The 26,411-nt window shown below is 40.2% G+C and carries 22 protein-coding genes, 4 pseudogenes and 1 other annotated feature; of the genes and pseudogenes, 7 read left to right on the forward strand and 19 right to left on the reverse strand.

Features of this window, described 5'->3' with window-relative positions; all coding sequences use genetic code 11:
• Positions 1-206: 206 nt before the first annotated feature.
• A pseudogene (locus tag MFLO_RS03600) lies at positions 207-1,295 on the forward strand (M24 family metallopeptidase); the annotation flags it as partial.
• A 39-nt stretch (positions 1,296-1,334) separates the two neighbouring features.
• On the opposite strand, the gene ald reads toward MFLO_RS03600, so the two are convergent.
• Positions 1,335-2,462 (reverse strand): alanine dehydrogenase, encoded by a 1,128-nt coding sequence (gene ald, locus MFLO_RS03605; protein WP_036096437.1) that lies wholly within the window; start codon positions 2,460-2,462, stop codon positions 1,335-1,337.
• 264 nt (positions 2,463-2,726) lie between these two features.
• Between ald and MFLO_RS03610 the strand changes: the two genes are divergently transcribed.
• Positions 2,727-3,182 carry a universal stress protein gene (locus MFLO_RS03610; RefSeq protein WP_036096439.1) on the forward strand — a complete coding sequence of 152 codons (456 nt, stop codon included), beginning with the start codon at positions 2,727-2,729 and terminating at the stop codon, positions 3,180-3,182.
• A 50-nt stretch (positions 3,183-3,232) separates the two neighbouring features.
• Here the strand turns inward: MFLO_RS03610 and MFLO_RS03615 are convergent, their stop codons facing one another.
• The 5 genes from MFLO_RS03615 to tpx all read right to left on the reverse strand — a co-directional run bounded on the left by MFLO_RS03615 (position 3,233) and on the right by tpx (position 7,441).
• Positions 3,233-3,595, reverse strand: a complete 363-nt coding sequence (locus tag MFLO_RS03615; RefSeq protein ID WP_036096441.1) for a GIY-YIG nuclease family protein — start codon at positions 3,593-3,595, stop codon at positions 3,233-3,235.
• A gap of 45 nt (positions 3,596-3,640) precedes the next feature.
• Complete coding sequence (locus MFLO_RS03620) at positions 3,641-4,387, reverse strand: DUF2087 domain-containing protein (protein WP_036096443.1); 747 nt, start codon at positions 4,385-4,387, stop codon at positions 3,641-3,643.
• 142 nt (positions 4,388-4,529) lie between these two features.
• A complete protein-coding gene (locus MFLO_RS03625; RefSeq protein WP_036096444.1) occupies positions 4,530-5,726 on the reverse strand; it encodes an acetate kinase in 1,197 nt (398 codons plus the stop codon).
• Between the two features lie 10 nt (positions 5,727-5,736).
• Entirely contained in the window at positions 5,737-6,753 is a 1,017-nt protein-coding gene (locus tag MFLO_RS03630) for a class I SAM-dependent methyltransferase (protein WP_036096445.1), read from the reverse strand.
• Positions 6,754-6,943: 190 nt separating this feature from the next.
• Positions 6,944-7,441 carry a thiol peroxidase gene (gene tpx / locus MFLO_RS03635; RefSeq protein WP_036096448.1) on the reverse strand — a complete coding sequence of 166 codons (498 nt, stop codon included), beginning with the start codon at positions 7,439-7,441 and terminating at the stop codon, positions 6,944-6,946.
• Positions 7,442-7,608: 167 nt separating this feature from the next.
• On the opposite strand from tpx, the pseudogene MFLO_RS03640 reads away from it, so the two are divergent.
• Positions 7,609-8,410, forward strand: a pseudogene (locus MFLO_RS03640) (NAD kinase).
• An 82-nt stretch (positions 8,411-8,492) separates the two neighbouring features.
• On the opposite strand, the gene MFLO_RS03645 reads toward MFLO_RS03640, so the two are convergent.
• The 4 genes from MFLO_RS03645 to MFLO_RS03660 all read right to left on the reverse strand — a co-directional run bounded on the left by MFLO_RS03645 (position 8,493) and on the right by MFLO_RS03660 (position 13,117).
• Complete coding sequence (locus MFLO_RS03645; RefSeq protein ID WP_036096450.1) at positions 8,493-8,936, reverse strand: GtrA family protein; 444 nt, start codon at positions 8,934-8,936, stop codon at positions 8,493-8,495.
• A 20-nt stretch (positions 8,937-8,956) separates the two neighbouring features.
• On the reverse strand, positions 8,957-10,168 hold the full coding sequence (gene thiI / locus MFLO_RS03650) for a tRNA uracil 4-sulfurtransferase ThiI (RefSeq protein ID WP_036096451.1): 1,212 nt from the start codon (positions 10,166-10,168) through the stop codon (positions 8,957-8,959).
• Positions 10,169-11,302 (reverse strand): cysteine desulfurase family protein, encoded by a 1,134-nt coding sequence (locus tag MFLO_RS03655; protein WP_036096452.1) that lies wholly within the window; start codon positions 11,300-11,302, stop codon positions 10,169-10,171.
• 102 nt (positions 11,303-11,404) lie between these two features.
• On the reverse strand, positions 11,405-13,117 hold the full coding sequence (locus MFLO_RS03660) for a septation ring formation regulator EzrA (RefSeq protein WP_036096453.1): 1,713 nt from the start codon (positions 13,115-13,117) through the stop codon (positions 11,405-11,407).
• Between the two features lie 226 nt (positions 13,118-13,343).
• On the opposite strand from MFLO_RS03660, the gene MFLO_RS03665 reads away from it, so the two are divergent.
• The 3 genes from MFLO_RS03665 to MFLO_RS03675 all read left to right on the forward strand — a co-directional run bounded on the left by MFLO_RS03665 (position 13,344) and on the right by MFLO_RS03675 (position 15,190).
• Positions 13,344-13,832 (forward strand): GAF domain-containing protein, encoded by a 489-nt coding sequence (locus tag MFLO_RS03665; RefSeq protein ID WP_036096454.1) that lies wholly within the window; start codon positions 13,344-13,346, stop codon positions 13,830-13,832.
• Between the two features lie 214 nt (positions 13,833-14,046).
• Entirely contained in the window at positions 14,047-14,649 is a 603-nt protein-coding gene (gene rpsD / locus MFLO_RS03670) for a 30S ribosomal protein S4 (RefSeq protein WP_036096455.1), read from the forward strand.
• A 172-nt stretch (positions 14,650-14,821) separates the two neighbouring features.
• A complete protein-coding gene (locus tag MFLO_RS03675; RefSeq protein WP_036096456.1) occupies positions 14,822-15,190 on the forward strand; it encodes a YxeA family protein in 369 nt (122 codons plus the stop codon).
• Between the two features lie 54 nt (positions 15,191-15,244).
• Here MFLO_RS03675 and tyrS read toward each other — a convergent pair whose 3' ends face one another.
• The 9 genes and pseudogenes from tyrS to MFLO_RS14520 all read right to left on the reverse strand — a co-directional run bounded on the left by tyrS (position 15,245) and on the right by MFLO_RS14520 (position 25,119).
• A complete protein-coding gene (gene tyrS / locus MFLO_RS03680; protein WP_036096476.1) occupies positions 15,245-16,501 on the reverse strand; it encodes a tyrosine--tRNA ligase in 1,257 nt (418 codons plus the stop codon).
• A 62-nt stretch (positions 16,502-16,563) separates the two neighbouring features.
• Positions 16,564-16,756 (reverse strand) — a binding site (T-box leader).
• 59 nt (positions 16,757-16,815) lie between these two features.
• Positions 16,816-17,815 (reverse strand): annotated as a pseudogene (gene ccpA / locus MFLO_RS03685) (catabolite control protein A).
• Between the two features lie 251 nt (positions 17,816-18,066).
• Positions 18,067-19,152 (reverse strand): bifunctional 3-deoxy-7-phosphoheptulonate synthase/chorismate mutase, encoded by a 1,086-nt coding sequence (locus MFLO_RS03690; RefSeq protein WP_036096457.1) that lies wholly within the window; start codon positions 19,150-19,152, stop codon positions 18,067-18,069.
• Between the two features lie 201 nt (positions 19,153-19,353).
• Positions 19,354-19,860, reverse strand: coding sequence for a YtxH domain-containing protein (locus MFLO_RS03695; protein WP_036096459.1), 507 nt, complete (start codon positions 19,858-19,860; stop codon positions 19,354-19,356).
• 25 nt (positions 19,861-19,885) lie between these two features.
• A complete protein-coding gene (locus tag MFLO_RS03700; RefSeq protein WP_036096461.1) occupies positions 19,886-20,341 on the reverse strand; it encodes a DUF948 domain-containing protein in 456 nt (151 codons plus the stop codon).
• Positions 20,342-20,524: 183 nt separating this feature from the next.
• Positions 20,525-21,034, reverse strand: coding sequence for a peroxiredoxin (locus MFLO_RS03705; RefSeq protein ID WP_036096462.1), 510 nt, complete (start codon positions 21,032-21,034; stop codon positions 20,525-20,527).
• Positions 21,035-21,150: 116 nt separating this feature from the next.
• On the reverse strand, positions 21,151-22,497 hold the full coding sequence (gene murC / locus MFLO_RS03710) for a UDP-N-acetylmuramate--L-alanine ligase (protein ID WP_036096464.1): 1,347 nt from the start codon (positions 22,495-22,497) through the stop codon (positions 21,151-21,153).
• Between the two features lie 260 nt (positions 22,498-22,757).
• The gene (locus MFLO_RS03715; RefSeq protein WP_077913149.1) at positions 22,758-24,293 is read right to left on the reverse strand and encodes a DNA translocase FtsK; all 1,536 of its coding nucleotides are present in this window, start codon (positions 24,291-24,293) and stop codon (positions 22,758-22,760) included.
• A 433-nt stretch (positions 24,294-24,726) separates the two neighbouring features.
• Positions 24,727-25,119: a hypothetical protein gene (locus MFLO_RS14520; RefSeq protein ID WP_051993485.1), complete on the reverse strand. Its 393-nt coding sequence runs from the start codon at positions 25,117-25,119 to the stop codon at positions 24,727-24,729.
• A gap of 406 nt (positions 25,120-25,525) precedes the next feature.
• Here MFLO_RS14520 and MFLO_RS03725 point away from each other — a divergent pair.
• A pseudogene (locus tag MFLO_RS03725) lies at positions 25,526-26,411 on the forward strand (transposase); the annotation flags it as partial.

A 26,411-nucleotide genomic window follows, 5' to 3' on the forward strand; every position in this document is an offset into this window, starting at 1 on the left:
AAATAGAAAACTGTTTTATTCACAAAAAGAAAAACTTATTATAAATGCTTATGTATCAAGAAACAAACTGTACTAGTCTAATTTTATCTGTATTAGTCTAGAAAAGCAATACTTTCACAAGAAAAATCGAAATGATGTTAGCTAATCGTGAATCATGGTATGATGGAGAAGAAAATTTACCTCGAAAGAAGGATGTAGAATGGTAAAAAAAATTAAACGAATTAAAAAGCTGGTTGCAACAAGAAGGCGCTGAAGCCGCTTTTTTAACAAATCCAGAAAACATTGCTTACCTAACCGGTTATCACAGCAACCCACATGAGCGAGTTCTAGGCCTTGCTATTTTTAGTGAACATGCTCCCTTCTTGTTCACACCCGGACTTGAAGTTGAAGACGCGAAAGCTAGCGATTTCAATTACGATGTTTACGGCTACAGCGATACCGAAGATCCTTTCGAAATTATCGCTCGCGAAATTAAAGCACGTGTAAAGAATCCCGCGCGAATTGCCATTGAAAAATCACACATGAGTGTTGATCGCTTTGAACAGTTTTCAAGCAAATTCAGTTCAGCCTCCTACCTCTCCATTGAAAACAAACTTCAAATGATTCGATTGACAAAAACACCCGAAGAATTAAAAATTCTGAAAGAGGCTGCCTTGCTTGCAGATGAAGCAGTTAAAATCGGGATTGCTGAAATTGCTGAGGGTGTCACTGAGCAGGATATCGTTGCAAAAATCGAGTATGAAATGAAGCGCAGAGGCGTGAGCGGCATGAGTTTTGAAACAATGGTTCTAACTGGAAAAAACGGTGCACTTCCGCATGGTACTCCCGGTGGAACAAAAATAAAAAAAGGGGATCTCGTCTTGTTTGATCTTGGCGTTGTTCATAAGGGCTACTCATCAGATACAACAAGAACCGTTGCATTTGGTGAAATTTCAGACGAACAAAAACGTATCTACGAAACTGTACTAAAGGCGCAATTAGCAGCAATTGACCAAGTCAAAGCTGGTGTTCCCGCAAAAGAAATTGACCTTGCTGCGCGAAATATCATCCGCGAAGCTGGATACGGCGAATATTTTCCGCACAGACTTGGACACGGACTCGGAGCAAGCGTCCATGAATTCCCTTCTATTACAGAAACCAATGAAATGCCGCTTGCAGAAAATATGGTATTTACAATCGAACCAGGTATTTACGTTCCAGGAGTAGCCGGTGTTCGCATTGAAGACGACATTGTTGTAACCGAATCTGGATACGATATCTTAACTGAATTTCCAAAAGATCTATTATATGTATAAGAAAAAGCGCTTCGAATTTTCGAAGCGCCTTTTCTTATTTTATTTTGCAGCAGCGTTCATAAGTACGCTAAGCTCTTGATACTCATAACCTAAATCTTTTGCAACAGCTTGGTAAGTCACGTTTCCTTCAAATGTATTAACTCCTTTATACAAATGATAGTCGTTCGTCACTGCTTTTAAAAGCCCTTCATTAGCAAGCTTTAAGCCATAGCGAAGCGTTGCATTTGTAAGTGCGATTGTTGAAGTACGAGGAACCGCACCCGGCATATTTGCAACAGCATAATGTACAACCCCATATTTTTCATAAGTTGGATTGTCATGTGTTGTCACGCGGTCAGAAGTTTCGAAGATACCTCCTTGGTCGATCGCGATATCAACAAGAACAGCACCTGGTTTCATTTGCTGTACCATATGTTCTTTAACAAGTTTAGGAGCTTTAGCACCTGGAATTAAAACCGCACCGACTACAAGATCAGATTCGCGGACACATTTTTCGATGTTGAAATCATTACTCATTAGAGTTGTTACATCTGTTCCAAAAATGTCATCAAGCTCACGTAAACGATGCAAATTTAAATCTAAAATTGTCACTTTAGCGCCAAGACCAACAGCGATTTTCGCAGCATTTGTTCCAGCCACACCACCGCCGATAATCGTAACATTACTTCTTTCAACGCCGGGTACGCCGCCAAGCAGTACGCCCATGCCGCCATTATTTTTTTGCAAGAACTGAGCTCCAACTTGAGTTGCCATACGACCAGCTACTTCACTCATTGGTGTAAGAAGTGGAAGCGAACGGTCATCCAGTTCAACCGTTTCATAAGCAACCGCATTCACTTTGTTCTTCACAAGTGCTTCAGTTAGTTCAGGCTCATTTGCCAAATGTAAATAAGTGAAAAGGAGTAATCCTTCACGGAAATATTGATATTCAGAAGCAATCGGTTCTTTTACTTTAACGACCATTTCAGCAGCCCAAGCATCTTTCGCAGTCTCTACAATTTTCGCTCCAGCTTTTTCATAATCTCCATCATGAAAATTCGAACCTTCCCCAGCCCCTTTTTCGATCATGACAGTATGTCCTGCATTCACGTACGACAATACGCTGGCAGGTGTCATAGCCACACGGTTCTCATTGTTTTTAATTTCTTTCGGTACTCCAATAATCATTAAAAATCTCTCCTTTGATGGGGCATTAGCCCTATAGTTAACCGCTTACATTTTCATGATAACACAAAATACCTAAATTGCACACACATATCTGGTCTTTTTTTAAAAATAAATTTCACTAAACCTTCGACTAAATTATCCAACTAAAAAAAGAATAACAAGAATACTAGATTTCTTTTGTTTTTTTCCAGTTATTGATGGTTGTTTCATGAAAAAAGGGGTAAAATAAGAGTAGTTCAAAGATATTTTTGGGAGGGATTTCTAATGTTACAACAATACAAACGGGTCCTCGTTGCAGTCGATGGATCAAAAGAAGCGGAACAAGCCTTTAAAAAAGCTATTCAAGTGGCGAAGAGGAACGACGGTGCACTTGGTCTAGTTCATGTTATCGATACACGTGCTTTTTCTTCCGTTGCCAATTATGATACAAGTATGGCGGATAAAGCAACTGAATATGCTGACGAGTTGCTCAGCGGCTACAAAGAAGATGCAATGAAAGATGGTGTTGGCAAAGTCGAAACATACATTGAATATGGTTCGCCAAAAACTGCGATCACAAAAGAAGCAGCGAAAGCTTTCCAAGCAGATTTGATCATGTGTGGTGCCACTGGACTTAATGCTGTTGAACGTTTACTTATTGGAAGTGTTTCGGAATATATTATCCGTCACTCCCCTTGCGATGTTTTAGTTGTACGTAACGAAGATCCAAGTTACGATTAATTACTTAACGAAAAAGCGAAAACCTCTTAATTATTGAGGTTTTCGCTTTTTTATTTATCCAATTCGTCCTCTTTGTGATAACCTTCATCTGCAAATGGCTGTAATTTTACAAGCCACTCTTTTTTTAGTTTTTTAAGTTCAAATTTCATATCAGACACATCCGTATTTGCTTTTTCAAACAAGACGTCGTAATGAAAATGCTCTTTTCCGTATTCTTTCCACTCGTCTTGCAAGCTTTTATTCGGATGTCGACCTGAATCTAGTGTCATCGTATAGTACGTCCAGCGATTTTTCGTGTTCGGTACCGTATCAATGAAAACTTTGCCATTCACATCATTTTTCAGCTGTATAACACCATAATAAGTCTTCATTTCCTTATATTGTTGACGCAGTTCTTTTTTTCTTTTTGTCATCCATTACTCAATTCTCCTTTAACCCTCCTGATTTTGCGATGCAAATCAGGATTTTTCCAGCCAGTATTTTGTTCCGTCTTTTGTCCGGCTTATATAACCATAATCGTATAAATAACGACGGAGCGTAACCGGATCATAGTAGATGGTTTGAAGCAAGGCTGTAATTTCTTTTTCCGTATACGTTTTTTCACCATCAATTTCAGCTTTAATGCGATTTAATACTGCAATAATTCTCTTTTGTTTTCGAGGAAGTCGTTTTAAGACAAGACCGTCCGTAAAATCGAAGTAAGCTTGAATCGTATCTGTATATTCTTTCTCGGTAATCGCAAAACGATCATCAACATTCGCAGCACGAGTCGGAATCGGAAGAAAACGTTCGGCCGGATCTTCCGTAACTCGAAACACATTTTCATAAAGTGCCAAGTAGAGTTTTGCTTGCTTTGCTTTCTCACGAAAAGTAAATTTTTGATGTCGAATCGTTGACGCTGAAACTCCTAACTCGCTCGCTATCTCAGCATCCTTTTTTTTCGATGTAAAAGCCCTCAAAAGTTCCTTCTGCTTTTTAGTCAGCGTATTATACTTGCTTGGGTCGTCCACAAGCATTTGAAAATTTCCGCCGTGAACACTTTCAATATGGTTCAAAATCATCTGTTCAGCTGTGTAGAATTTATCAGAAAGCGGATAGACCTGTCCTTCTTCAAAAACCTGCTCACAGTAATTGCAGATATAGCTGTTTTCGCTTTTATGAAAGCCATGTTTTACTTCCTCAAAACTTCGTTTAATGAGATCCATTTTCCCCCTCCTTTTCTTTCATCTTAAAAGTTTATCATATTAATAAACAAAAGTAAAATATATTTACAAATTATTTAAATAAAAAAAAGCCGCCTAATCACTGCTTCCTGCAGTAAAAAGACGGCTTGAAAATTTATTTTTCTTAAGCTCTTTCGCTTTTAATGTGTTCTACATCGCGTGCAATCATTAGTTCTTCATTCGTTGGGATAACAATGACTTTTACTGGCGAATGCGGATAATTAAGGAATGCTTCCTCACCGCGCACTTGATTGAGCGCTGGATCCCAGTAAACACCCATAAACTCAAGACCATGAAGGACTTTCTCACGAATAAATGAACTGTTTTCCCCGATTCCAGCAGTAAAGATGATGGCATCTACACCGTTCATCCGAGCTGCATACGAACCGATATATTTATGAATACGATCAACAAAAACTTCAAGCGCCAAATCAGCACGTGCATTGCCTTTTGATGCTTCTTCCTCAAGGTCGCGCAAATCGCTTGAAATTCCAGAAACCCCTAACATGCCAGATTCTTTATTAAGCACGTCCAAGACTTGCTCAGCCGTTTTGCCTGTTTTTTCCATAATGAACGGAATCAGCGCCGGGTCAATATTCCCCGACCGAGTTCCCATCGAAACCCCAGCAAGCGGCGTAAAGCCCATTGAAGTATCCGTTGATTTTCCGTTTTCAATTGCTGCGATACTTGCTCCGTTTCCAAGGTGACACGTGATAAGACGCAGTTCAGTAACAGGACGTCCTAAAAGTTCAGCTGCACGTTCCGAAACGTATTTATGACTCGTTCCATGGAATCCATATTTACGAATACCAAAGTTTTCATAGTAGCTATATGGCAAGCTGTAAAGGTAGCTTGCTGGAGGCATCGTTTGGTGGAAAGCTGTATCAAATACAGCAACAGAAACAATATTTGGCAAGATTTTCTTGAACGCTTTAATTCCTGTAACGTTCGCAGGATTATGAAGCGGTGCAAGCTCGGATAGTGCTTCGATGTCTTTAATGACTTGGTCATCAATATAAACCGATTCCGGGAATTTTTCACCGCCATGAACAACTCGGTGACCAACACCTGTAATTTCATCGTAAGAACCAATGATTTTGTGAGAAATAAGCTTCTCAAGCAACATATTTACCGCCACTTCGTGGTCAGGAATATCAGTTACTTCAGTGATTTTTTCCCCATCTACTGTAATTGTAAAAATTGAGTCTTTTAAGCCAATTCGCTCTACGATTCCTTTTGTAATCACTTCTTCTTGAGGCATATCGTAAAGTTGAAATTTGAGCGATGAGCTCCCTGCATTAATTGCGATTGTTTTTTCCATTGTTCTTTTTTCAATTCCCTTCTTGTTTGTTCTCTTGGAACCATTTTTCAATTTGCGCCAGAATTGGAGCAGTTGTATGCGGATCGGTCAGCGAAGTCAAATTCGCAAGCAAGACTTCTTTCGGCGCCTTCACACCCTCGCCGTTCTTTTGCAGAATTAGTATGCTCTTACGTGCCTTCTCCGACTGGAACAAGCTTTCCGGCAGCTTGATTATCCCCTCTAGAAAGCCGTATTTCTTAATGTAACGGTCGAGCTTGGCGAAGTCTTCTGTTCCAAACATATTTTCCGGAACAATGAAAAATAAATACCCGCCCGGCTTTGTATAACGCATACCTTGTTCAATAAATAAAAAGTGAGCATAGGAATGGCCGTCTTCTCGTCTCAGTTCGTAATCTTCGGCTCGATTATCATCTGGATAATAGCCAACCGGAAGATCGCTTATCACGACATCTACAGGATCAACTAACAGATTAGCAAGACCATCTTGATGCAGTAGCGTCATTTCAACTCGTTCTAAATCTGAACCTACTAACGCAAGCGAGATCAAGAGATCATCGACTTCAACGCCTGTTGCCGCCACTTCGATCTTGTCGCCGCTATGAAGCTTAAGCTGGTTAACAAGTGTGGTAAGCAAGTTCCCCGTTCCTACCGCTGGGTCAAGAACTGAAATCTGTTTCTTGCCTTCCACCGCTTTTTCAACTAGATAAGCCAAAATAAAACCGATCGAATCCGGCGTCATCTGGTGATTAACTTGGATGCCGTGTTTCATTCCTTTTAAGAGAGCCAATTGGAAACTTTTACGAATTTCTTCCGATGAAAAATCTTCCAATTGAATCATTTGGTACTTTTCTTCGAGCTTCTTGACTTGTTCAGCCGTGAGCTCATCTTTTTGTAACACATCGTTTTGGAAAAGGTTCTCACTCGTTTCATAAACCGCTTCCAAATAACTCATTTCAAGTACGTTCTGTAAAATGATGGCAGTTTCATCAAGAACTTGAAAAACTTTTGGGGTTGTTTCATTTGTCAAAGGTAACACCTCGAATTTTCATCATTTAACACCAAAAATCATTATAACGTATTTCGATCTAACTTGAAAGCCTTTCTTTCAAAAAAAAGGCTATTTGTAATACAGTTTATGCTCTTTATTAGTACAGAAATAATTTGCTTGTAGAAAAAAGAAAAGACGCCTCCTGCCAAACGGCTTGAAGGCGCTTCTTTTAGGCATTCTTCGCAGCTATGATTGCTTTTTCATAATCTGGATGATCTGTTCCTTCATGAACGTATTCAGCATAGACAATTTCGCCAGCCGGATTCACCACAAAAACAGAACGAGCTAAAAGCCGCAATTCTTCCATAACCACACCGTAAGCTTTTCCGAACGAAAGTTCTTTATGATCGGAAAGCGTAATAACATGATCTAGCCCAGATGCAGCACACCAATTTTTTTGTGCAAACGGTAAATCTACTGAAATTGTTAAGATAACTGTGTTCGGGAGGTCGCCCGCTTCTTCATTAAAGCGGCGTGTTTGTGCGGAACAAACACTTGTATCAATTGATGGAACAACGCTGATAATTCGCACTTTCCCGTCATAATCATGCAAGGTTACAGGATTTAAAGCATTGTCTAATACAGTAAAATCAGGTGCCTGATTTCCAACCTGCTGTTCTGTTCCAAGTAGCGTCATTTTTGCACCCTTAAAAGTTACATCTGCCATTATTTTTCCTCCTTCAAGTTGTCTTCTTTTTTATTGTAGAAAAAAGCGCCGCCGAATGCTACTGATCTGCTTATTTGTGAACTTCCTAGCAAATTCGTTCTGCAAACTTTTAAAAACCGTGATATGATAGAAAAGTAGACTTTATTTGATCGACAGGAGGAACAAAAATGCCAAAACAAGTTTTTCATTTTTCATATCGCAAGACAGAAGAACTTCATAAAATTGCGAAAGATTTAAAAAAAAATCACCACCGACTACGGTTATGAATTAACTGAGGATTATACGAAAGCAACCGTTATTATCAGTATCGGCGGAGACGGTGCCTTCTTAAAATCAGTTCGCGAAACACATTTCCGTCAAGATTGTCTTTATGCTGGGATTGCTTTGACTGAGCAACTTGGACAATACTGTGACTTCCATGTGCATCAATTGGATGAAATCATAAAAGCTGCTTCAGAGGAACGTTGGCTCGTAAGACGGTATCCGACCATTTATGGAACAGTCAACAATACGAAAGCGTTTTATGTTTTAAACGAATTTAACATTCGTTCTTCGATTATACGGACGCTGACGATGGATCTTTATATCAACGATCATCACTTTGAAACGTTCCGCGGTGACGGAATGGTGATTTCGACACCAACAGGAAGTACAGCTTACAACAAATCGGTTAACGGCTCGATAGTTGATCCGCTTTTGCCTTCTATGCAAGTCAGTGAACTCGCTTCCTTGAATAATAATCGTTTCCGCACACTTGGCTCTTCTTTTATTTTGAGTCCAAAACGGAAATTACACATCGAAATCGGCTCAGATGAAAATAATGATTTCCCACTGATTGGGATGGACAGTGAAGCGCTCAGTATCCAACACGTACATGATATTAAACTGGAAGTTGGCGATCGATTCATCAATATCATTAAACTCCCGGACAATTCTTTTTGGGATAAAGTAAAACGAAATTTCTTATAAACCTTTTGAACCTGGAGCAACCTTCTGCTTCAGGTTTTTTATATAAAAAAAGACCCAGTTTGCACTGAGCCTCACAAAGCATTTAATTTTTGCGAATCCGGAAAATAATCCATTTGCTGAACACATAGTTTAGTACTAGCACCACGACATTTACCCAAATCTTCGACCATGTCTCGTTAATACCAAGCATGCTGATGAAGACGACCATTAACAGCATATCGACCAGATACGTTAAAAACCTGAAGCCGAAAAAAGAGCCCGCTTCCCGGAGTTTGTCACGTAAACTCGGTGTATAGCTTTCAAACACATAACGCTTGTTCGTAAGATAGGCAAATAAGACCGATAATATCCAAGCGATCGTATTGGCTACACGATAATCCCAGTTTAAAACAGAAGCTAAAAACCAGAAACTGACAATGTTAATGAGTGTCGTAAATCCGCCCATCACAAGATACATCATAATGCTGTGCAGATTTTCGGTGTACCAAGGAAAGGTTTTTATCAACCATTCTTTTAATTTATCCATCTCGATTCTCTCTTTCTCTATTAAAATAGATCGGCAAATTCATCCTTGATTGCCGCTTCTTGTGCTACTTCAACGGGGAATGTTTCCACGTTTTTAAGTGCTTTTTCAATTAAGCCGTCAAAATCGACAAAGCTTTCATAATGCTGTACCTTCTCAAGCTTCGGTTTCGTTTTCGGCGCAGCCGGCGTAAAAATCGTGCAGCAATCTTCAAATGGCTGAATCGAAAGTTCAAACGTGTCAATCGCCTTGGCAATCTCGATAATTTCGTTTTTATCCATTGTAGCCACGGGGCGGATTATCGACGTTGATGTCACTTCATTAATAGCAATCATGCTTTCGAGCGTTTGGCTTGCCACCTGCCCTAAGCTTTCCCCATTTACAATCGCAAGCCCGTTTCGCCTTTTACGCAATTCATCTGTAATTCTAAGCATCATCCGCCGCGTCACCGTCATAATGTAGCTTTCTGGAACTTGTTTCTTAATCGTTTCCTGAATTTCTGTGAACGGTACAACATGCATCTGAATTTGGCCACTGTATTTGGCTATTTTTTGCGCCAGATCTACTGCTTTTTGCTTCGCCTGCTCGCTTGTATACGGCGGACTATGAAAATGAACCGCTTCAACTTCGACTCCGCGCTTCATCGCCAGATACCCCGCTACCGGACTATCAATACCGCCGGACAACATCAGCATCGCCCGTCCCGACGAGCTAACTGGAAGCCCGCCAGCACCAAGTATCGTTTCCGAGGACAAAAACACCCCATCTGCACGTACCTCGACAATTAGTTTAATATCCGGATTTTTTACATTAACCGTTAGATCTGGAATGCGTCTTAATACAGCTGCCCCGATTTCTTGGTTAAGCTCATTCGAGTCAAGTGGAAAATCACGGAAGCCGCGCCGCGCCGCAACCTTGAATGTTCCGTTTGGCTGATGATTCTCACTTACAAGCCTATAAGCAGCTTCTTTCACGGCCTCAACATCAAGCTCAGCCTTGAGCACTGGACTAAAAGATTGAATCCCAAAAACAGATTTCAAACGTTCCAAAACCTTTTCATACGGCGCCCCATTTAAATAAAGCTGCATCCGATCACGTTCGCCGTGTACTTTCACTTCCGGCATATCTTGAACTACTCGCTTTACATTCGTTGCGAGCCTTGCTACAAATTGCTTACGATTCTTTCCTTTCGTAGAAAGTTCACCATAACGAATTAAAATACGTTCAAATTCCAATTATTTCACCACTTCATTGATTTTTTGTAAAACTGCTCGAAAACTTTCGATAAATTGTTCCGCTTCAAGCTTCGTGTTTTCATAACTAAGACTAAGCCGAATCGCGCCTTGCGCATCACTGTCCGAAACTCCCATAGCTTTCAGTGTACTGCTCGCAAGTTTCGCCCGCGAAGAACAGGCACTTGTCGTCGAAACAAAAATGTCTTTTTCTTCAAGCGCATGAACAAGCACTTCCCCGCGATGCCCTTTTGCTGAAAAACAAAGAATATGCGGTGCAGAAACTGATGTTTCGGTGTGTAGTGTGACACCATCTAACTTCACAAGTTCCTCTGCTAGATAATTACGTAGCATAAGCATATCCGACCGTTTTTCACTTTGGCGCTGCAATGTCAGCCGAAGCGCCTTTGCGAGAGCAACAGCACCAGCCGTATTCTCTGTTCCGCTTCGCAGGCCAAATTCCTGACCGCCTCCGAGAACTTCCGGATGAAGCGAAACCGCTTTGTTCTTATATAAAAAAGCCGTTCCACGCAAGCCATGCAACTTGTGTCCTGAAACCGACATTAAATCGATACTTTGAAGAGAAAGTTCAGTAGTCGCCATTCCTTGGACATTATCCACATGAAAAAAAGCTGAATGTCGCTTCATAATTTCAGCAAGTTCTTTAATCGGCTGAATCGTTCCAACTTCATTATTCACATGCATGACTGAAACTAAAATTGTATCCTCGCGTAGTTCTTCTTCCAAGTCGCGTGGATTTACCCGCCCGCTTTGATCAACCGGTAGATAAGTTACTGAGAACCCGTCTTTTTCCAAGTCTTTCATTACTTCTTTCACCGACGGATGTTCAACCTGCGAGGTAATCAAATGCTTGCCTCGATTTTTATATTGATGCGCAGTCCCCTTAATTGCTAAATTATTACTTTCCGTTCCGCTTGCTGTAAAAATAATTTCTTCATTCTTTACGTCAACCAACTGAGCAACCTGCTTCCTTGCTTGTTCATGCAGTTCACGTGATTTTTGACCAAAAGCATGTAACGAAGACGGGTTTGCAAAATAAACACTTGCCGCTTTCGTATAGGTTTCGATCACAGCCGGATAAGGCTTTGTCGTAGCACTATTATCAAAATAAATCATCCTTCAATCTCGCCTTCTAAAAGTTTTCCTTTCCTATTTTACCACATGTGTCAACCTTAAAAAAGAAGAGATGCAAGCTTTTTCTAAAGCCTGCATCTCTTTTTATTCCCCTTCTTTTTCATCCAGTTCAAATTCTCTTTCAATCTTCTTAAACGCACTTGGCTCCACTTTCTCAAGTGCAGTTACAGCAATTTCAAGCGCCTTTTTATAATTAAAATCACGATAGAAATGACCTTCCGCTTGATCGAGACTTGCTGCAAGCTCTGGATAGTCTACGCGATACCGATTTGAATATTGAATGACCGCTTCGACAAGCTTGGCATTTTCTTCAATTTCTTCGGCTTTTTCCGTGAGATGATCCAAATCTTCTTTCGCAATCTGCTGATATTTCGCTACTGATTTAATGTTTAACGGCCGTTCAGACAATGTTCCTTCCATCTTATCAATCGATTCAAAGAAATGTACCTTAAGTGCCCGAAACTCTTCTGGAATACCTGGCAGACGTGCGCGATTTAATTTTCGCTCAAGTTGGTTGCCGGTGCGTTTCATGATCCCCATCTCATCCCGCGCTTCCAGTTCATCTTTTCTAAGCGAGCGCAAATCATCAGCAATGACTTCTTGCTTCTCAGCCACTTCAACCAGCACTGCTTCAACTTCGCGAAGCGAATCCTGCATTGCAGAGTAGGCGATCATGCCTTCCTTCTGCAAGTCGCTTACTCGCTCAAAATTTTCCTTCTGCTCGGTAAGCAAAGCCTGCGAGCTAACATAAGCCGCGATTTCTTCTTCCGAAATGTGGTAGGTTTCTTTCACTTCCGTAATCTGTTCTGACAGCTTCGTTGACACTTCTTCTTGCGCTTCCAGTTTTTCTGCAATCTTGGATTTGTTTTCAAAAATAAACGACCGAGCTGAAACTTCACCTTCCAACGTATCGTATAACAAATCTGTTTCCGCTTTTGTCTCTTCGATTAATTTATCCGCAGCATCCAGTTCGCGTTTTACAAGTAGCTCCTTGATGCTATCATTTTTCTGCTTCAAGCGATCAATTTCCTTTTGCAAACCAAGCGGCTCCAAATAGTATCCCTGTGCAATCATTTCGCTGTAACCAGCATCCAGTTTAATAAGCTCATCTGGCAACACACTTTCCGTTTCATGCAGCAATTTCGGTGTCCGCTCCATCTCTTCATCCAGTGCATCGAGCTTCCCTTTGGAAGCTACAATCACTTCACGCGCCTCAAGATGATCGCCTTGATCCGTCAAAACATCATAATGATCCACTTCCGTTTGAATCTGATGCAGTTCTTCCTCAAAAGCAGGCTGTGCCTTACCGAGCTTAAACCCGTGTGTCAAAATAAAGCGGCGCATTTCCGCTAATTTCTCCTTCGTCTCACGACTTTCAAGCGCATTTTTCTCTTCACTAGCTAAAAGCTCGCGCAGACCAGTTAAAATTTGATTGATTTGTTTTTCAATCGTTGTAAGCATTTGCTCCAAATCATTTTCATGTCGTGTTGCTGCCCCAAAACGATAACGCTCCACATTCATTTCCGCTTCAAGCAAAACTTCTTCGACATCTGGAAAGAGCTTCGTTTCAATTTCGTCCCAAGATTCACGCCAAGATTCGAATAATTTCTCTGTTTGTCCTGTTAGCTTAAGCTTTTTCACTTTCGAAAGCTCATCAATAACCGGCTTATCACGTAGCTGATTACGTTTTTCTTCAAGTTCGCCGATTCGTTTGCTATGCTTTTTCCGAAGCGAGTAGCCAGCACCGAAAAGCGCGACAACCACCACAATAAAGCCAATTAAAATATAGTAAAACATCCAAAAATCCTCCCATCCACTAAATGCCCGGTCAAACCTTATCTTTTTAAATACATTCAATCAATACGCTGCCGCTTTTGCGACACAATATACACATCCTCTATTTTACCACGATTCCGCAAATTTTACTTGTCTCATCAAACAAAAAAGCAGCAAAACTTTCAGCACCAATCAGAATATGCTATAATTTGACCAATTCTTAAAAAAGAAAAAGTGGTGTCTAAATGTGATTGAAATTCCAAAATTTAAAGGTACTAAGGAAGAAAACTATGCCCTGTGTGTGAAACAAGCAGCCGCGCTCATCTCTGGCGAACAAAATCTGATCGCCAACCTCAGCAACGTAGCGGCTCTTTTAAACCAAGCTCTTCCCTCTATTAATTGGGTTGGCTTTTATTTATACGAGGAAGCATCAAACGAGCTCGTCCTCGGCCCATTTCAAGGCTTGCCTGCCTGCATTCGCATCCCACTCGGAAAAGGCGTCTGCGGAAATGCCGCAAGCGACCGCAAAACCTATCTTGTTGATGACGTAAACGCGTTTCCAGGACACATTGCCTGTGATGCAGCGAGCCGTTCTGAAATCGTCATCCCAGTTGTTGCAAACGGCAAACTGATCGGCGTCCTAGACATAGACAGCCCAGAAATCGCTCGGTTTGATGCAGTTGACCAGACCTGGCTCGAAAAAATTCGCGATACTATTGTCGCCGAAATTAATTGACAATAGTTGTATCTTTGTACTATACTATACTTTGTGTAAAATGCAGCTTGTGTGATTGCTTGGAAGAAGTTCGTTGTTTACCCCCAGCTTTGCTGAGGAATATTGTGTAACCCTGCGGCTGCAAAGGTGAAGATATTTGAAGGTAGACTGCCCTTTTTCTGCGTCGTACTCGTTTGTTTTTATGCTAAAAACAAATTAAAGGAGGAGTCTATTAATGGCTCGTTACACTGGTCCAAGCTGGAAAGTTTCCCGTCGTCTTGGGATTTCTCTTTCTGGAACTGGTAAAGAATTAGAGCGTCGTCCATACGCTCCAGGACAACATGGTCCTAATCAACGTAAAAAAATGTCTGAATATGGTTTGCAACAAGCTGAAAAGCAAAAATTGCGCCACATGTACGGACTAACTGAACGTCAATTCAAAAATACGTTCAACAAAGCTGGCAAACTTCAAGGTAAACACGGTGAGAACTTCATGATCTTACTTGAACAACGCCTTGATAACATTGTTTACCGCATGGGTCTTGCTCGCACTCGTCGTGCAGCTCGCCAACTTGTAAACCATGGTCACATTCTTGTAGATGGAAAACGTGTAGATATTCCTTCGTACCAAGTTTCAATTGGTCAAGTTATCTCTGTTCGTGAAAAATCTGCTAAAAACTCTGCAATCGCTGAAAGTCTTGAAGTATCAAGTTTCGTTCCTGAATACGTAACTTTTGATGCAGACAAACTTGAAGGTTCATTGAATCGTATTCCTGAACGTGCAGAACTTGCTGCTGAAATTAACGAAGCATTCATCGTTGAATTTTATTCACGTTAAGCTTTATTTTGCAGTTTCAAAAGACTTTGCTTTTTCTAAGCAAAGTCTTTTTCTTTAAAAAGATGACAAATTTGTAAGCCTGTACGCCTACTTTGTCACTTTTTCAGCAGGAAAAATCCAATTTTTTATTTTATAATGAAATCATACTAAAATCAGAAAGAAGGATCAATCTGTGAAAAAATCATTAATTGTTATTATCACAATCGCCGTGATCATTCTTGGTCTTGCTTTTGCAGTCGGCTATTATTTCAAAAATTATAATCATATCGGCGCAGACAATTATTATGTATATATTGATAAAGACGGCCAAAAAGAGACTTCGAAGGATTCCACTGGCGAAACTTTTGTTCAATATAAATACACTTTGATGGGTTATAATAAAAATGGTGACTCGAAAGAGCTAGCATTTACTGCTCAGAAAAATTTGCGTAATGGTGCCTATTTAAAAATCTATTACAAAAAGGATAAAGGTGTTACTTCCTATGAAGAAGTCAGTAAAAATGACCTTCCCGAAAAGGCGTCGGCTAAATTAGCAAAATAAAAAAAAGCAATGAGAACTTCCCTTTTGAGGAAATGCTTCTCATTGCTTTTTTATTTAATAACGAATCAAAAAGTACTTTTTCTTGCCCCGGCGGACAATGGTAAATCGATCTTCAATTCGATCCCCAGAACCAATCCGTTTTTCTAAATCCTGCACACGTTCACCGTTAATGTAAATGGCTCCGTTTGTCACATCTTCACGCGCTTGACGTTTTGAAGGTTCAACTCCTAGTTCGACAAGGAAATCTACTAGATTCTTCTCTTCTTTCGCCGCAGTAAAGCTTGGTACATCTTTAAATCCTTGTTCAATTTCATTAGCTGTCAGATCACTGATTTCCCCACTGAATAGGGCTTTCGAAATTTTAAGGGCAGTTTCAAGTGCAGCTTCGCTATGAATGAATTTCGTCATTTCGGATGCAAGTGCTTTTTGTGCAGCTCGAAGATGCGGTTCAGCTTCTACTTGACGTTCAAGTTCGGCAATTTCGGATTCTGTTAAAAATGTAAAGTATTTTAAATATTTAATGACATCACGATCATCCGTATTAAGCCAAAATTGATAGAATTCATATGGCGTCGTCTTTTCAGGATCAAGCCAAATGGCTCCGCCTTCCGTCTTCCCGAATTTCGTTCCATCTGCTTTCGTTAAAAGTGGAATCGTAAGCCCAAATGCTTTTGCGTTTTCGCCTTGTTTTTTACGAATCAAATCAAGTCCGGCAGTAATGTTGCCCCATTGATCAGATCCGCCGATTTGAAGGCGGCAATTATGAAATTCATACAAATGATTATAGTCCATCGCTTGCAAAATTTGATAAGCAAATTCTGTAAAAGAAATTCCGATTTCAAGGCGACTTTGTACAATATCTTTAGCAAGCATTGTATTTACATTAAAGTTTTTTCCGTAATCACGTAAAAAGTCGAGAATGGATAAGTCTTTTGTCCAGTCATAGTTATTTACCATTTTGGCAGCAGATCCACCGTCAAAATCAAAAATTTGCCCTAATTGCTTGCGTAAGCTTTCAACGTTATGATTGATTTGTTCAAGTGACTGTAGCTGACGTTCTTCTTTTTTACCGCTTGGATCGCCGATTGTTCCTGTTGCTCCGCCGACTAGGATAATCGGACGATGGCCGGCGTCTTGAAAACGTCGCAAAATCATGAACGGAATCAAGTGCCCGATGTGCATGGAATCTCCTGTTGGGTCAATTCCGCAGTAAAGTGAAACAGATTCCTTTTCCGTTAATTCACGGAGCCCCACTTCGTCTGTTTGCTGATAAATGGCGCCACGCCACTCTAGTTCGTCAATAATATTCATTTGATTCCCTTCTTTCTTTGTTTTTTCCAAATAAAAAAACGCCCCGATCGCTCAGTTAAGAACGAAGGGACGTATTTGAACGCGGTACCACCCAACTTTTACTTCATTGTTTAACGGTTTTTGCCGTTCGCGCCATTATCCTGCGCGACTTGACTCCAGGATGTAATTCGTCTGACTTATATTTACCGATTCACAGCAACCATCGGCTCTCTTAAAAAGGGATAAGCGACTACTTCGTCCGTTCATTGTCATTTGGAATATTTAACTATACCTTTAGTTATAGCATATCTTTTTTCTGATCGTCAACTACTAATTTATTTTGTTGTCCCGCGAAGTTTTTCGCTATGCGGTAAAACAACTGTTTTTTCTTCTACCTCTTCATTTGTCATGAGCTTAGTAAGAAGACGCATCGCCACTGCCCCAATATCATAGAGCGGCTGCACAATCGTTGAGAGCTGCGGACGGCTCATCAGTGTAAGTTTCGTATTATTGCTTGTCATAATTTCAAGCTCGTCCGGAACTTTCACACCCGCATCAAGGGCAGCATTCAGGACGCCGATTGCAAGTTCATCATCTGTCACAATGGCAGCGTTTGGACGTGTAGCAAGTTTATTTAACTGTTCAAAAGCGCGAACTCCAGCTGTATAATCATAGTCTGCTTCAATGACATAGTTCTCATCGTATTTAATTCCAGCTTCTTGAAGTGCTTCTTTATATCCTTCTAATTTTAATTCGCGGTTCACAGGTTCTTCAAGCGATCCTGTTACAAAGGCAATCTGTTTATGTCCATTTTGGATGAACATTTGAACTGCCGCTTTCGTTGCCTCGCGATAATCAATATTAACGGAAGCAAGCTTCTGTTCCATATCAACTGCTCCTGCGAGTACAACAGGTGCCGGTGAACGGTCAAACTCTTCTTGAAGCTGGCTTGTGATTTTTTCGCCCATGTAAATAATACCATCCACTTGTTTGCCAAGCAAAGTGTTTAACACTTGCAGCTCTTTATCTTCATTTTCATCGGAGCTGCTTAAAATAATATTGTATTTGTACATCGTTGCGATATCTTCAATGCCTCGTGCAAGCTCTGCATAAAAAACATTGGAAATATCCGGAATAATCACTCCGACAGTTGTAGTCCGCTTACTTGCCAAGCCTCGTGCTACAGCATTTGGGCGATAGCCCAGTTGATTGATCACATCTAAAACTTTTTTTACGTGTAACTGGTTTAACATTCGGATTTCCGTTCACTACACGTGATACCGTTGCCATTGAAACGTTTGCTTCACGTGCCACATCATAAATCGTCACATTCATCTCTTTTCACTCTCCACAAATTGATATTCAAAAGGAAAAATATTCCTTCATGTAAACGTCATCATTTTAGCCTTCATCTTATAATACGATAATCTGTTGTGTTATGCAATTGAAATCGCTTCTGTTTTTCATTAATTTTCATATTGAATAAGCATTAAAACGGTTATTTCATACGCTTTTCACTATGAAATCGCTTTCTGAATTTCGTTAAAGAAAAACAGACCAATCTACATTGATCTGTTTCAATAAATCTATTTTTTAGCTAACTGTAATAGATTGGAAGCTAAAATTTCTTCCCAAAAAGCATCGAACTCAGGTAAATTCATTTGTTGGGCAGCATCGGAAAGTGCAACGGCTGGATCTGGATGTACTTCAGCCATAACGCCATCAGCCCCAACTGCAAGTGCCGCTTTTGCACATGGAAGCAATAGATCCTTTCGACCCGTAGAGTGTGTCACATCAACCATAACTGGAAGATGGGTCTCTTTTTTTAGGATCGGAACTGCAGAAATATCAAGTGTGTTACGCGTTGCTTTTTCGTAGGTTCGGATACCCCGTTCACATAGAATAATTTGTCCGTTTCCTTGCGACATGATGTATTCAGCTGCACCGATGAACTCTTCAATGGTCGCTGCTAATCCGCGTTTTAAAAGAATCGGTTTATTCACACGTCCTGCTTCTTTTAGCAATTCGAAGTTTTGCATGTTACGGGCACCGATTTGAATGACATCCACATAATCAAGAGCTGTTTCAATATCAGCTGGAGTGACAATTTCACTGATCACGCCTAAGCCGTATTCATCCGAAATTTGTTTAAGAATTTTTAACCCTGGAACTCCTAAACCTTGGAAGTCATAAGGACTTGTACGCGGTTTAAAAGCTCCGCCGCGGATTAGTTTCAATCCTTTTGCTCGGATCGAACCTGCTACTTGTGCAACTTGATCATAAGACTCAACTGAACAAGGCCCAAAGACGAAAACAGGTTCACCCTTGCCGATCGGAAGTCCGTTTACTGAAACAACGGTGTCTTCCTGTTTATTTTTTCGCGATACGAGCAGCGCTTTAGAATGATCTTCTTCTTGGAGCTCAAGCCCCGCTTTAAAGATTTCTTTGAATAAATGCTCGATCGTGGAATCCTCAAATGGTCCATTATTTGCGCTAACAATTTTGTTAAGCATTTCTCTTTCGCGCACGGGATCAAATCGTAACGATCCTTGTACTCCTTTTAATTTACCAATCTCTTGTACTAAGTTAGCACGCTTGTTAATCACTTCAAGCAGCTCAATGTTCAGCTGATCTACTTGATTACGAAGCTCATCCAGATTATTGTTCACCATACTTCCGCCCTTCTTCTTTCGTATTGACAATTTATTTCTCATTATAGAGGATAACTAGGATTTTGTCATTGTTTCTTTTCCACTTAATCGCTTTTAAGCGCTAAAGCGGAAAGTATAATTGTTATGATAACACTTTTAACAGTAAGATGCAAGCCACTAAAAAAAAGCAGTGTGAAATGATCACACTGCTTTTTCAAACTACTATTTTTCAATGATTTTCTTTGTTTCTTCTTTTCCTTCTTTGACCGCTGTCTTAACTTCATCTTTTGCTTTTTCAGAAGCATCATTAACCGCTTTAGAAGCCTTATCTAAATCTTTTTCCACAGCATCAACTGCTTTTTCAGCTGCTTCTTTATTTTCTTCTTTATTCTTAAGTACAACATCTTTTACATTTTTGCTTTGTTTCGAAATTGAGTCTGCAATGTTTTGTGATTTATCCTTTACCACGCCAACAAAATCGTTAGCAGAATCTTTTAGCTGACCCGATTTATCTTTGGCAACATTGCCAATTTCAATTCCTTTTTCATAAGCAATGTCTTTCCATTCCGTTCCTTTTTCTTTCAACACCCCTACTTGATCATTCAAATCGCCGCGAAGCTCTTTCCCAGATTTTGGAGCAAGTAGAAGAGCCGTAACAGAACCGATAATTCCACCGATCAAGCCGCCAATAATAAAATCTTTTACATCTAATCCGTCTTTTCCAGACATAACACATTCCTCCAGTTCAAGTTAATTAAACAGTTTTTTCTTGATGCGCTTCTTTTGCTGCTTCTTTTGCTGCTTTATTTGCTTTCATCTTATCTTTAAAAGCAAGAATTGAATTGCTGATTGAAATGGCTTGCGCAACCTTTTTCTCATTTGCCGAAACCTTATTTGTTGCGAGTGTTGCAAGTTCGCGAACGGATTGGCTGAGACCAAGCATCGAAGTACCCACATCTCCGATTGCATCAAAAACCGGATCAACTTTGGCTACCTTTCCATTTACATCTTCCAGCAAATCATTTGCTTTATCAAGCATCTTTTGTGCTTCCCCTGAAATCCCTTGTAGCTCTGTTGTCATTTTTTCAACAGTTTTAGCAACTTCATCAATCGTTTGCGAAGTTGATTTCAGTGTTTTGCTTAAGTAGATCGCGATTACTAAAAGAGCGATTGCTGCGACAAGTGCCGCAATATATAAAATAACAATCATTTACTCCCACCTCCATATTCTTGTTTCTTTACCCCTTAGGCTAATATGTAAAACGTCATTGCAGCACTCAGCAAGAATGCTTACCTTTTTATTGTAGCAATTTTACTCGTTAAAAATAAAATGAAATGAATTTTTATACGTTTAAAAAAGCCTTTGCAAAGAGCGAAAGACTTTCAGATAAACTTAGTTAATCGGGCATAGCCCTCCCGTTTGTAGAATTTCTAGAATGCGTAATACTTCATTTACTTCGCGAGAAATCAATTCAGAATGTACCGATTCGTACTCAATCACACCGTCTGGATTAATAATAAAGAGACCACGGCGTGACATTCCCGTCGTTTCGTTCAAGACTCCGTAACTGCGACATACTTCTTTCTCCTTATCTGAGGCAAGTGGAAATAATACTGGGCCGACTCCTCCATCTTTAGCTGAATCCGTTATCCATTTTAGATGTGTTTCAAGTGAATCTGTTGAGATACCAATTAGTTCTGTGTCCCGCTCATAAAATTCCTGAATTCTGGCGGAAAAAGCTGCAATTTCTGTTGGACAAATCAAACTAAAATCAGCTGGGTAAAACAACAAAATTGTCCAGCCCTTCAAATCAAGTGGGGCAAGCGTATGTATGCTCAAATTGGGCATTACTGCCTCCAATTGAAAAACGGGTGCTTCTTGCCCTGCCAGTCTGTTTAACATTTTAATAGTCCTCCTACCTAAAATCAGAGATATTTTTCATTGTATTACAGTATCATTGGTATGTAAAGACTAAAAAAACTGATCTTGCTTGGTACAAGCAAGATCAGTTAGACCTATTAAAAGGCAGCTTTTTCTCCTAGTTCGGGATACTCTTGACGATTATCTAGAATTTTTTCATAAGCAGCTTGAAATTTTTGAACATCACCCGCACCCATAAACAGAATGACAGCATCATCATATTGCAATAACTCTTCAGTGTGCTGTTCTTGAATCACATGGTTGCCTTTCGTTTTACGAGCCAGATCATAAATCGTTAAGCTTCCTGTTTTTTCACGAGCCGATCCGAAAATATCGCAAAGATAAACTTCATCAGCTAGATTTAAACTGTCTGCAAATCCTTGTAAAAAGGCTTGGGTCCGTGTGAAAGTATGCGGTTGAAACACTGCAACCACTTTTTTATCCGGATATTTTTGACGTGCCGCATTGATTGTCGCGCGAATTTCTGAGGGATGATGTGCATAATCATCTACTAAAGTTTGGTGTGCTTTTTCAGTCACGCTAAAACGACGTTTTACACCTTTAAATGTTTTTAATTCGCGTTTCACTTCCTCCATGTCAAGACCTTCTTCCTGACATAAAGCAATCACGCTTAGCGCATTCATTACATTATGATCTCCATAAGAAGGAATTTCAAAAGTTTCAATGAACTGGTCGCGATTATAAGCATCAAATGTTGTTCCTGTTGTCTTTTTAACAACATTCTTAGCAATGTATTCATTATTTTCACCAAAACCATAATAAATAACAGGGACATCTACTACATCTTGCAAACGGCGAAGCTGAGCATCATCCCCTAGAGCAATAATGGCTTTCTTCACTTGTTTGCCAAGTGTTTCAAAGGCATTAAAAACATCGTCAACACTCTTAAAGTAATCTGGGTGATCCCAATCAATGTTTGTCATAATCGCGTATGTTGGTTTGTAGGCTAAGAAATGTCGTTGATACTCGCAAGCTTCTAGAGCAAAGTATTCAGCGTCCTTATTTCCCTTTCCTGTACCATCTCCAATTAGATAAGACGTCGGTCGAATAGATTCAAGCACATGTGAAAGCAACCCAGTCGTTGAAGTTTTTCCGTGTGATCCAGTCACAGCAATGCTCGTGTAGTCTCCAATCAGCTGACCTAAAAATTTATGGTAGCGGATAACTGGCAAATCAAGTTCAAACGCTTTGGCGATTTCTTCATGCGTATCAGGAAAAGCATTTCCTGCAATAATTGTTAGTCCTTCATGAATATTATCAGCGCTGAAAGGCAAAATTGGAATTTGCTTTTCTTCTAATGCTTTCTGTGTAAAAAAGTATTTTTCAACATCACTGCCTTGGACGGTAAATCCTTTATCATGTAAAATTTGTGCAAGTGCACTCATCCCGGCGCCTTTAATTCCAACAAAATGATAAACTGTCATTGTTTTGAACCCCCATTTTTTCCTTTTCGAAGCGGGTGTCTAAAAACGAGCTAAAGTATGTTTCAAATTTCTAGACATCATCTTACTTTTACAACGTGTTTTATGTTATACCCAAATTTGAAGTCAATTCACCTGTTTATTATAGCACTTTCGATGAAAATAGAAAAACGATTGTTTTAAATCACGGAAAAAGGCACAAAAAAGCTTACAAGAAAGCGTTTCATTGTAATTAAGGTTGCTTTTCATCCATGCCATAAGTACTAAATAGCCGGCTCGTCACTGCGCAACTTTTCGAGTTGTTCTCGAGTAATAATCACATCTCTCGGTTTTGACCCATTCGTTGCTGATACGATTTGGTAACGCTCTAAGCTTTCCATAAGACGTGCAGCACGATTATAACCGATCCGGAAGTGACGTTGCAGAAGAGAAGTAGACGCGGCATTTTGCTCCATCACAAAATCGCATGCCGCCTCAAAAAGTTCATCTTCTTCCTCTCGAACGGCTTCTTTCGCCAAATCCTCTTCTAAAAACAAGTAGTCTGGGTCGCCTTGCAAGCGAACATGACGAACGACCGCATCAATTTCTTCATCGCTCACATAAGTTCCTTGTAAGCGGACAGGTTTGCTCACTCCGCTTGGTAAAAATAGCATGTCCCCTTTTCCAAGCAGTTTTTCTGCACCAGAAGAATCGAGAATGGTGCGTGAATCGATCGCACTTGAAACGGAAAACGAAATCCGTGTTGGAATATTCGCTTTGATCAAACCTGTAATAACATCAACAGATGGTCGCTGTGTCGCAACGATCATATGAATTCCGCAAGCGCGTGCTTTTTGAGCGATACGACTAATTGATTCTTCGACGTCGTTTGGAGCAACCATCATTAAATCAGCAAGCTCATCAATCACAATTAAAATATATGGCAGCTTAACACCAGAATGGTCAGGGTGCCCTGCCTGCTCATTATATTTCTCTACGTTTCGGACACCAGTATGCGCAAAAAGTTCATAGCGCCGTTCCATTTCGGTCACTGCCCATTTAAGGGCTGCAGTTGCTGCTTTGGCGTCGGTAATGACAGGGCTAACCAAATGAGGAATTTTATTATATGGCGCAAGTTCTACCATTTTCGGATCAATCAACAAAAGTTTAAGCTGATCCGGCCTAGCTTTATAAAGCAGGCTTACAAGTAGCGAGTTGATACAAACACTTTTACCCGAACCAGTTGCACCGGCAATTAACCCGTGCGGCATCTTTTGCAAATCTGTCGCAATCGCTTCCCCTGAAATATCTAGACCGAGTGCAGCGGTAAGCGGCGAAGGGTTATCTTGGAAAATCGACTGCCCCATGATTTCAGCAAGCATAACGGGACGGCTGGCTTGGTTTGGAATTTCGATACCGACCGTACTTTTCCCAGGAATCGGCGCTTCTATTCGAATATCTTTTGCTGCTAAGCTAAGTTTAATATCATCACTTAGATTCGTGATTTTGCTGACTTTTACTCCTTTTTGCGGTTGAACTTCAAACCGTGTTACAGCGGGACCTTGTGTACGTCCGACTACATGCGCTTCCACATTAAAGTTTTGCAGGGTTTCGTTTAAAAGGTCTTCTTGCTGATCAAGCCACGTTTCATCATGATTGGATACAACAGGCGGATTTAAGAGTGATAAAGGCGGAAAATGGTAATTACCCTCCTGATTTGACGACTGCTCGCTAAAAGAGGATATTTCCATCGCAGAAGGCTTTTCTATCATAGGATCATTTTGTGGTTTATCTTTTTCTTTCACATCTTGATTCACCATCAAAACGTTAAACGGAATATGCGACTTTGGTGATTCAGATCGTTCCGCCGAATTTTTCTTATGTGTATCCTTCCACTCTTTCTTTTGAATCTCAGTTTTTGTTTGAAAAGCAAGTTCCTGATTTTGAATCGTTTCAAGCGCTTCTTGTTCATCTTCTTCAGCAGTACTACAAGCTTCCTCCTGATCTGCTTCAGTTTCAAACTCATGAACAGTGCTAGGATATGCATTTGATTGGATCGCCGGATCAATTGTCTCGGTAACTTCAGGTTCGGAGATATCCTCTAGATCGGATTCTGGACTATTATGCTCCACCAAGTTTTTTTCAGTTTCTTCAGAGTATGTAATTTCTGGTTGGGGCTTCTCCTCAGCAATAATTTCTGGAACTGTTTCTTCTGAGTTAACGATAGATCCATCAGAAACCACAACTTCTTCATTAATTAATGCAATACGTTTTTTTTGAACGGCTAGCCTGCTCTGAGTTTTCATCAAGATTAAACTCAAAACGGCTTGGCCGATTTTGATAAGCAAATACAGGAGACGGAACTTCTGTTGGAATAAACGGCTTTTTCTTTACCGACTCAGATGTCGTTTGATCAGCAACGTCTTGCTTAGCAATATGCGGAGTAGAGGGATCACTTACTTGATATGTATGTCTTCCTGTTTCATCTGGAATAAGCGGAAAACGGAAACGTCCCTTTGGGTACTCATATGCAATTTTAGTTTTGACTTTTCGCCGTTCTGGTCTAGATTTCGTAGCGCGAACCTGTCGAGATCGATCGGGCACGATTTCTTGCTTTAAAGTCGTTTTAGATTCATCTGTATTCAAATTTTTTTTCTTCGTTTACGTTTTCTTCTTCCATGTCGCCAAAGAAGAAAGTTTTTAGCCAACCCATTCTACACCACACCTACATTCATTTTCTCTTGTTGATTCTATCAAAGAATTTTTAAATAATCTATTCGCGACCTTTTTGTCTGAAGCAAATCGTTTGTCCTCTTTGATTGAAACTTAGATGTTGCAACGCTTAAAGGTTTATATAACTTAAAATTATCATGACTTTCTTTTTGCTTTTTCTGTACGATTTAACAAACATTGTATACACTTTTACATAAAAAAAACATCCGGTACCAACCGGATGTTTCAGACTGTAGACAAAGTAGTGAAAAAAACTTTTGTTTACAGTCTTTTTTTTGATTATACTAAGGAGAGAACTGACATAAAAAACCAAATGGTTTTTTTAGGCTATGATTTTACGATGAAAATTCCTCACTTTTCAACTTTTGGGAAGAATTATGTTCGCCGTTTCGCAGAAACGGATGTGTTTGAACAAATTTTTTATCGGATTCTCAAGCAAGCCTCAGAAGCAGGCTTTGTGGATACGGAAATCGCTTTTGTAGACTCGACACATGTGAAAGCGAATGCGAATAAAAATAAATGGCATAAAAAAAGTGGTACGTAAAGAAACACGTACCTATCAAGAGGAGCTTGAAAAAGAAATTAATTTTGTGCGAGAATCAGAAGGAAAAAAGCCGATTGTGTGGAAAGAGAAACGCGAGGAGAAAGAAATTAAAATCAGTCGAACAGATCCCGAAAGTGGATACTACGTCAAAGGGGAACGAGAGAAACAGTTTGCCTATTCTTTTCACACGACTTGTGATCGCCATGGCTTTATTCTTGAAAAAATCGTAACACCTGGAAACATTCACGATAGCCAAGTACTCATCCCTTTAATGGAAAAACTTCGTCAAAAATACCTACCCGAAGTGGTGGTAATGGATGCAGGTTACAAGACGCCAGCGATTGCCCATTATCTGTGGGGAAATCAGATGGAAGCGGTGCTTCCTTATACCCGGCCTCGAGGAAAAGAAGGCTTTTTCACGAAACGAGATTTTATGTATGACGCATGGTTAAACGCGTTTCATTGTCCGAATAATCATCTTTTGTCCTATGTCCGTCTCAACCGAGAGGGCTACTATCTCTATAAATCCAATTCAACCATTTGTGAAGGATGTGCACTTCGCACAGAATGTACGGACAGTCGAGTCTATGAAAAGAGTTTGACTCGCCACCTATGGGAAGCTGACCTTGAACGATCGGAGGAGTTACGCCATACAGAACGC

This window comes from Listeria floridensis FSL S10-1187, from assembly GCF_000525875.1.
Classification (GTDB): domain Bacteria; phylum Bacillota; class Bacilli; order Lactobacillales; family Listeriaceae; genus Listeria; species Listeria floridensis.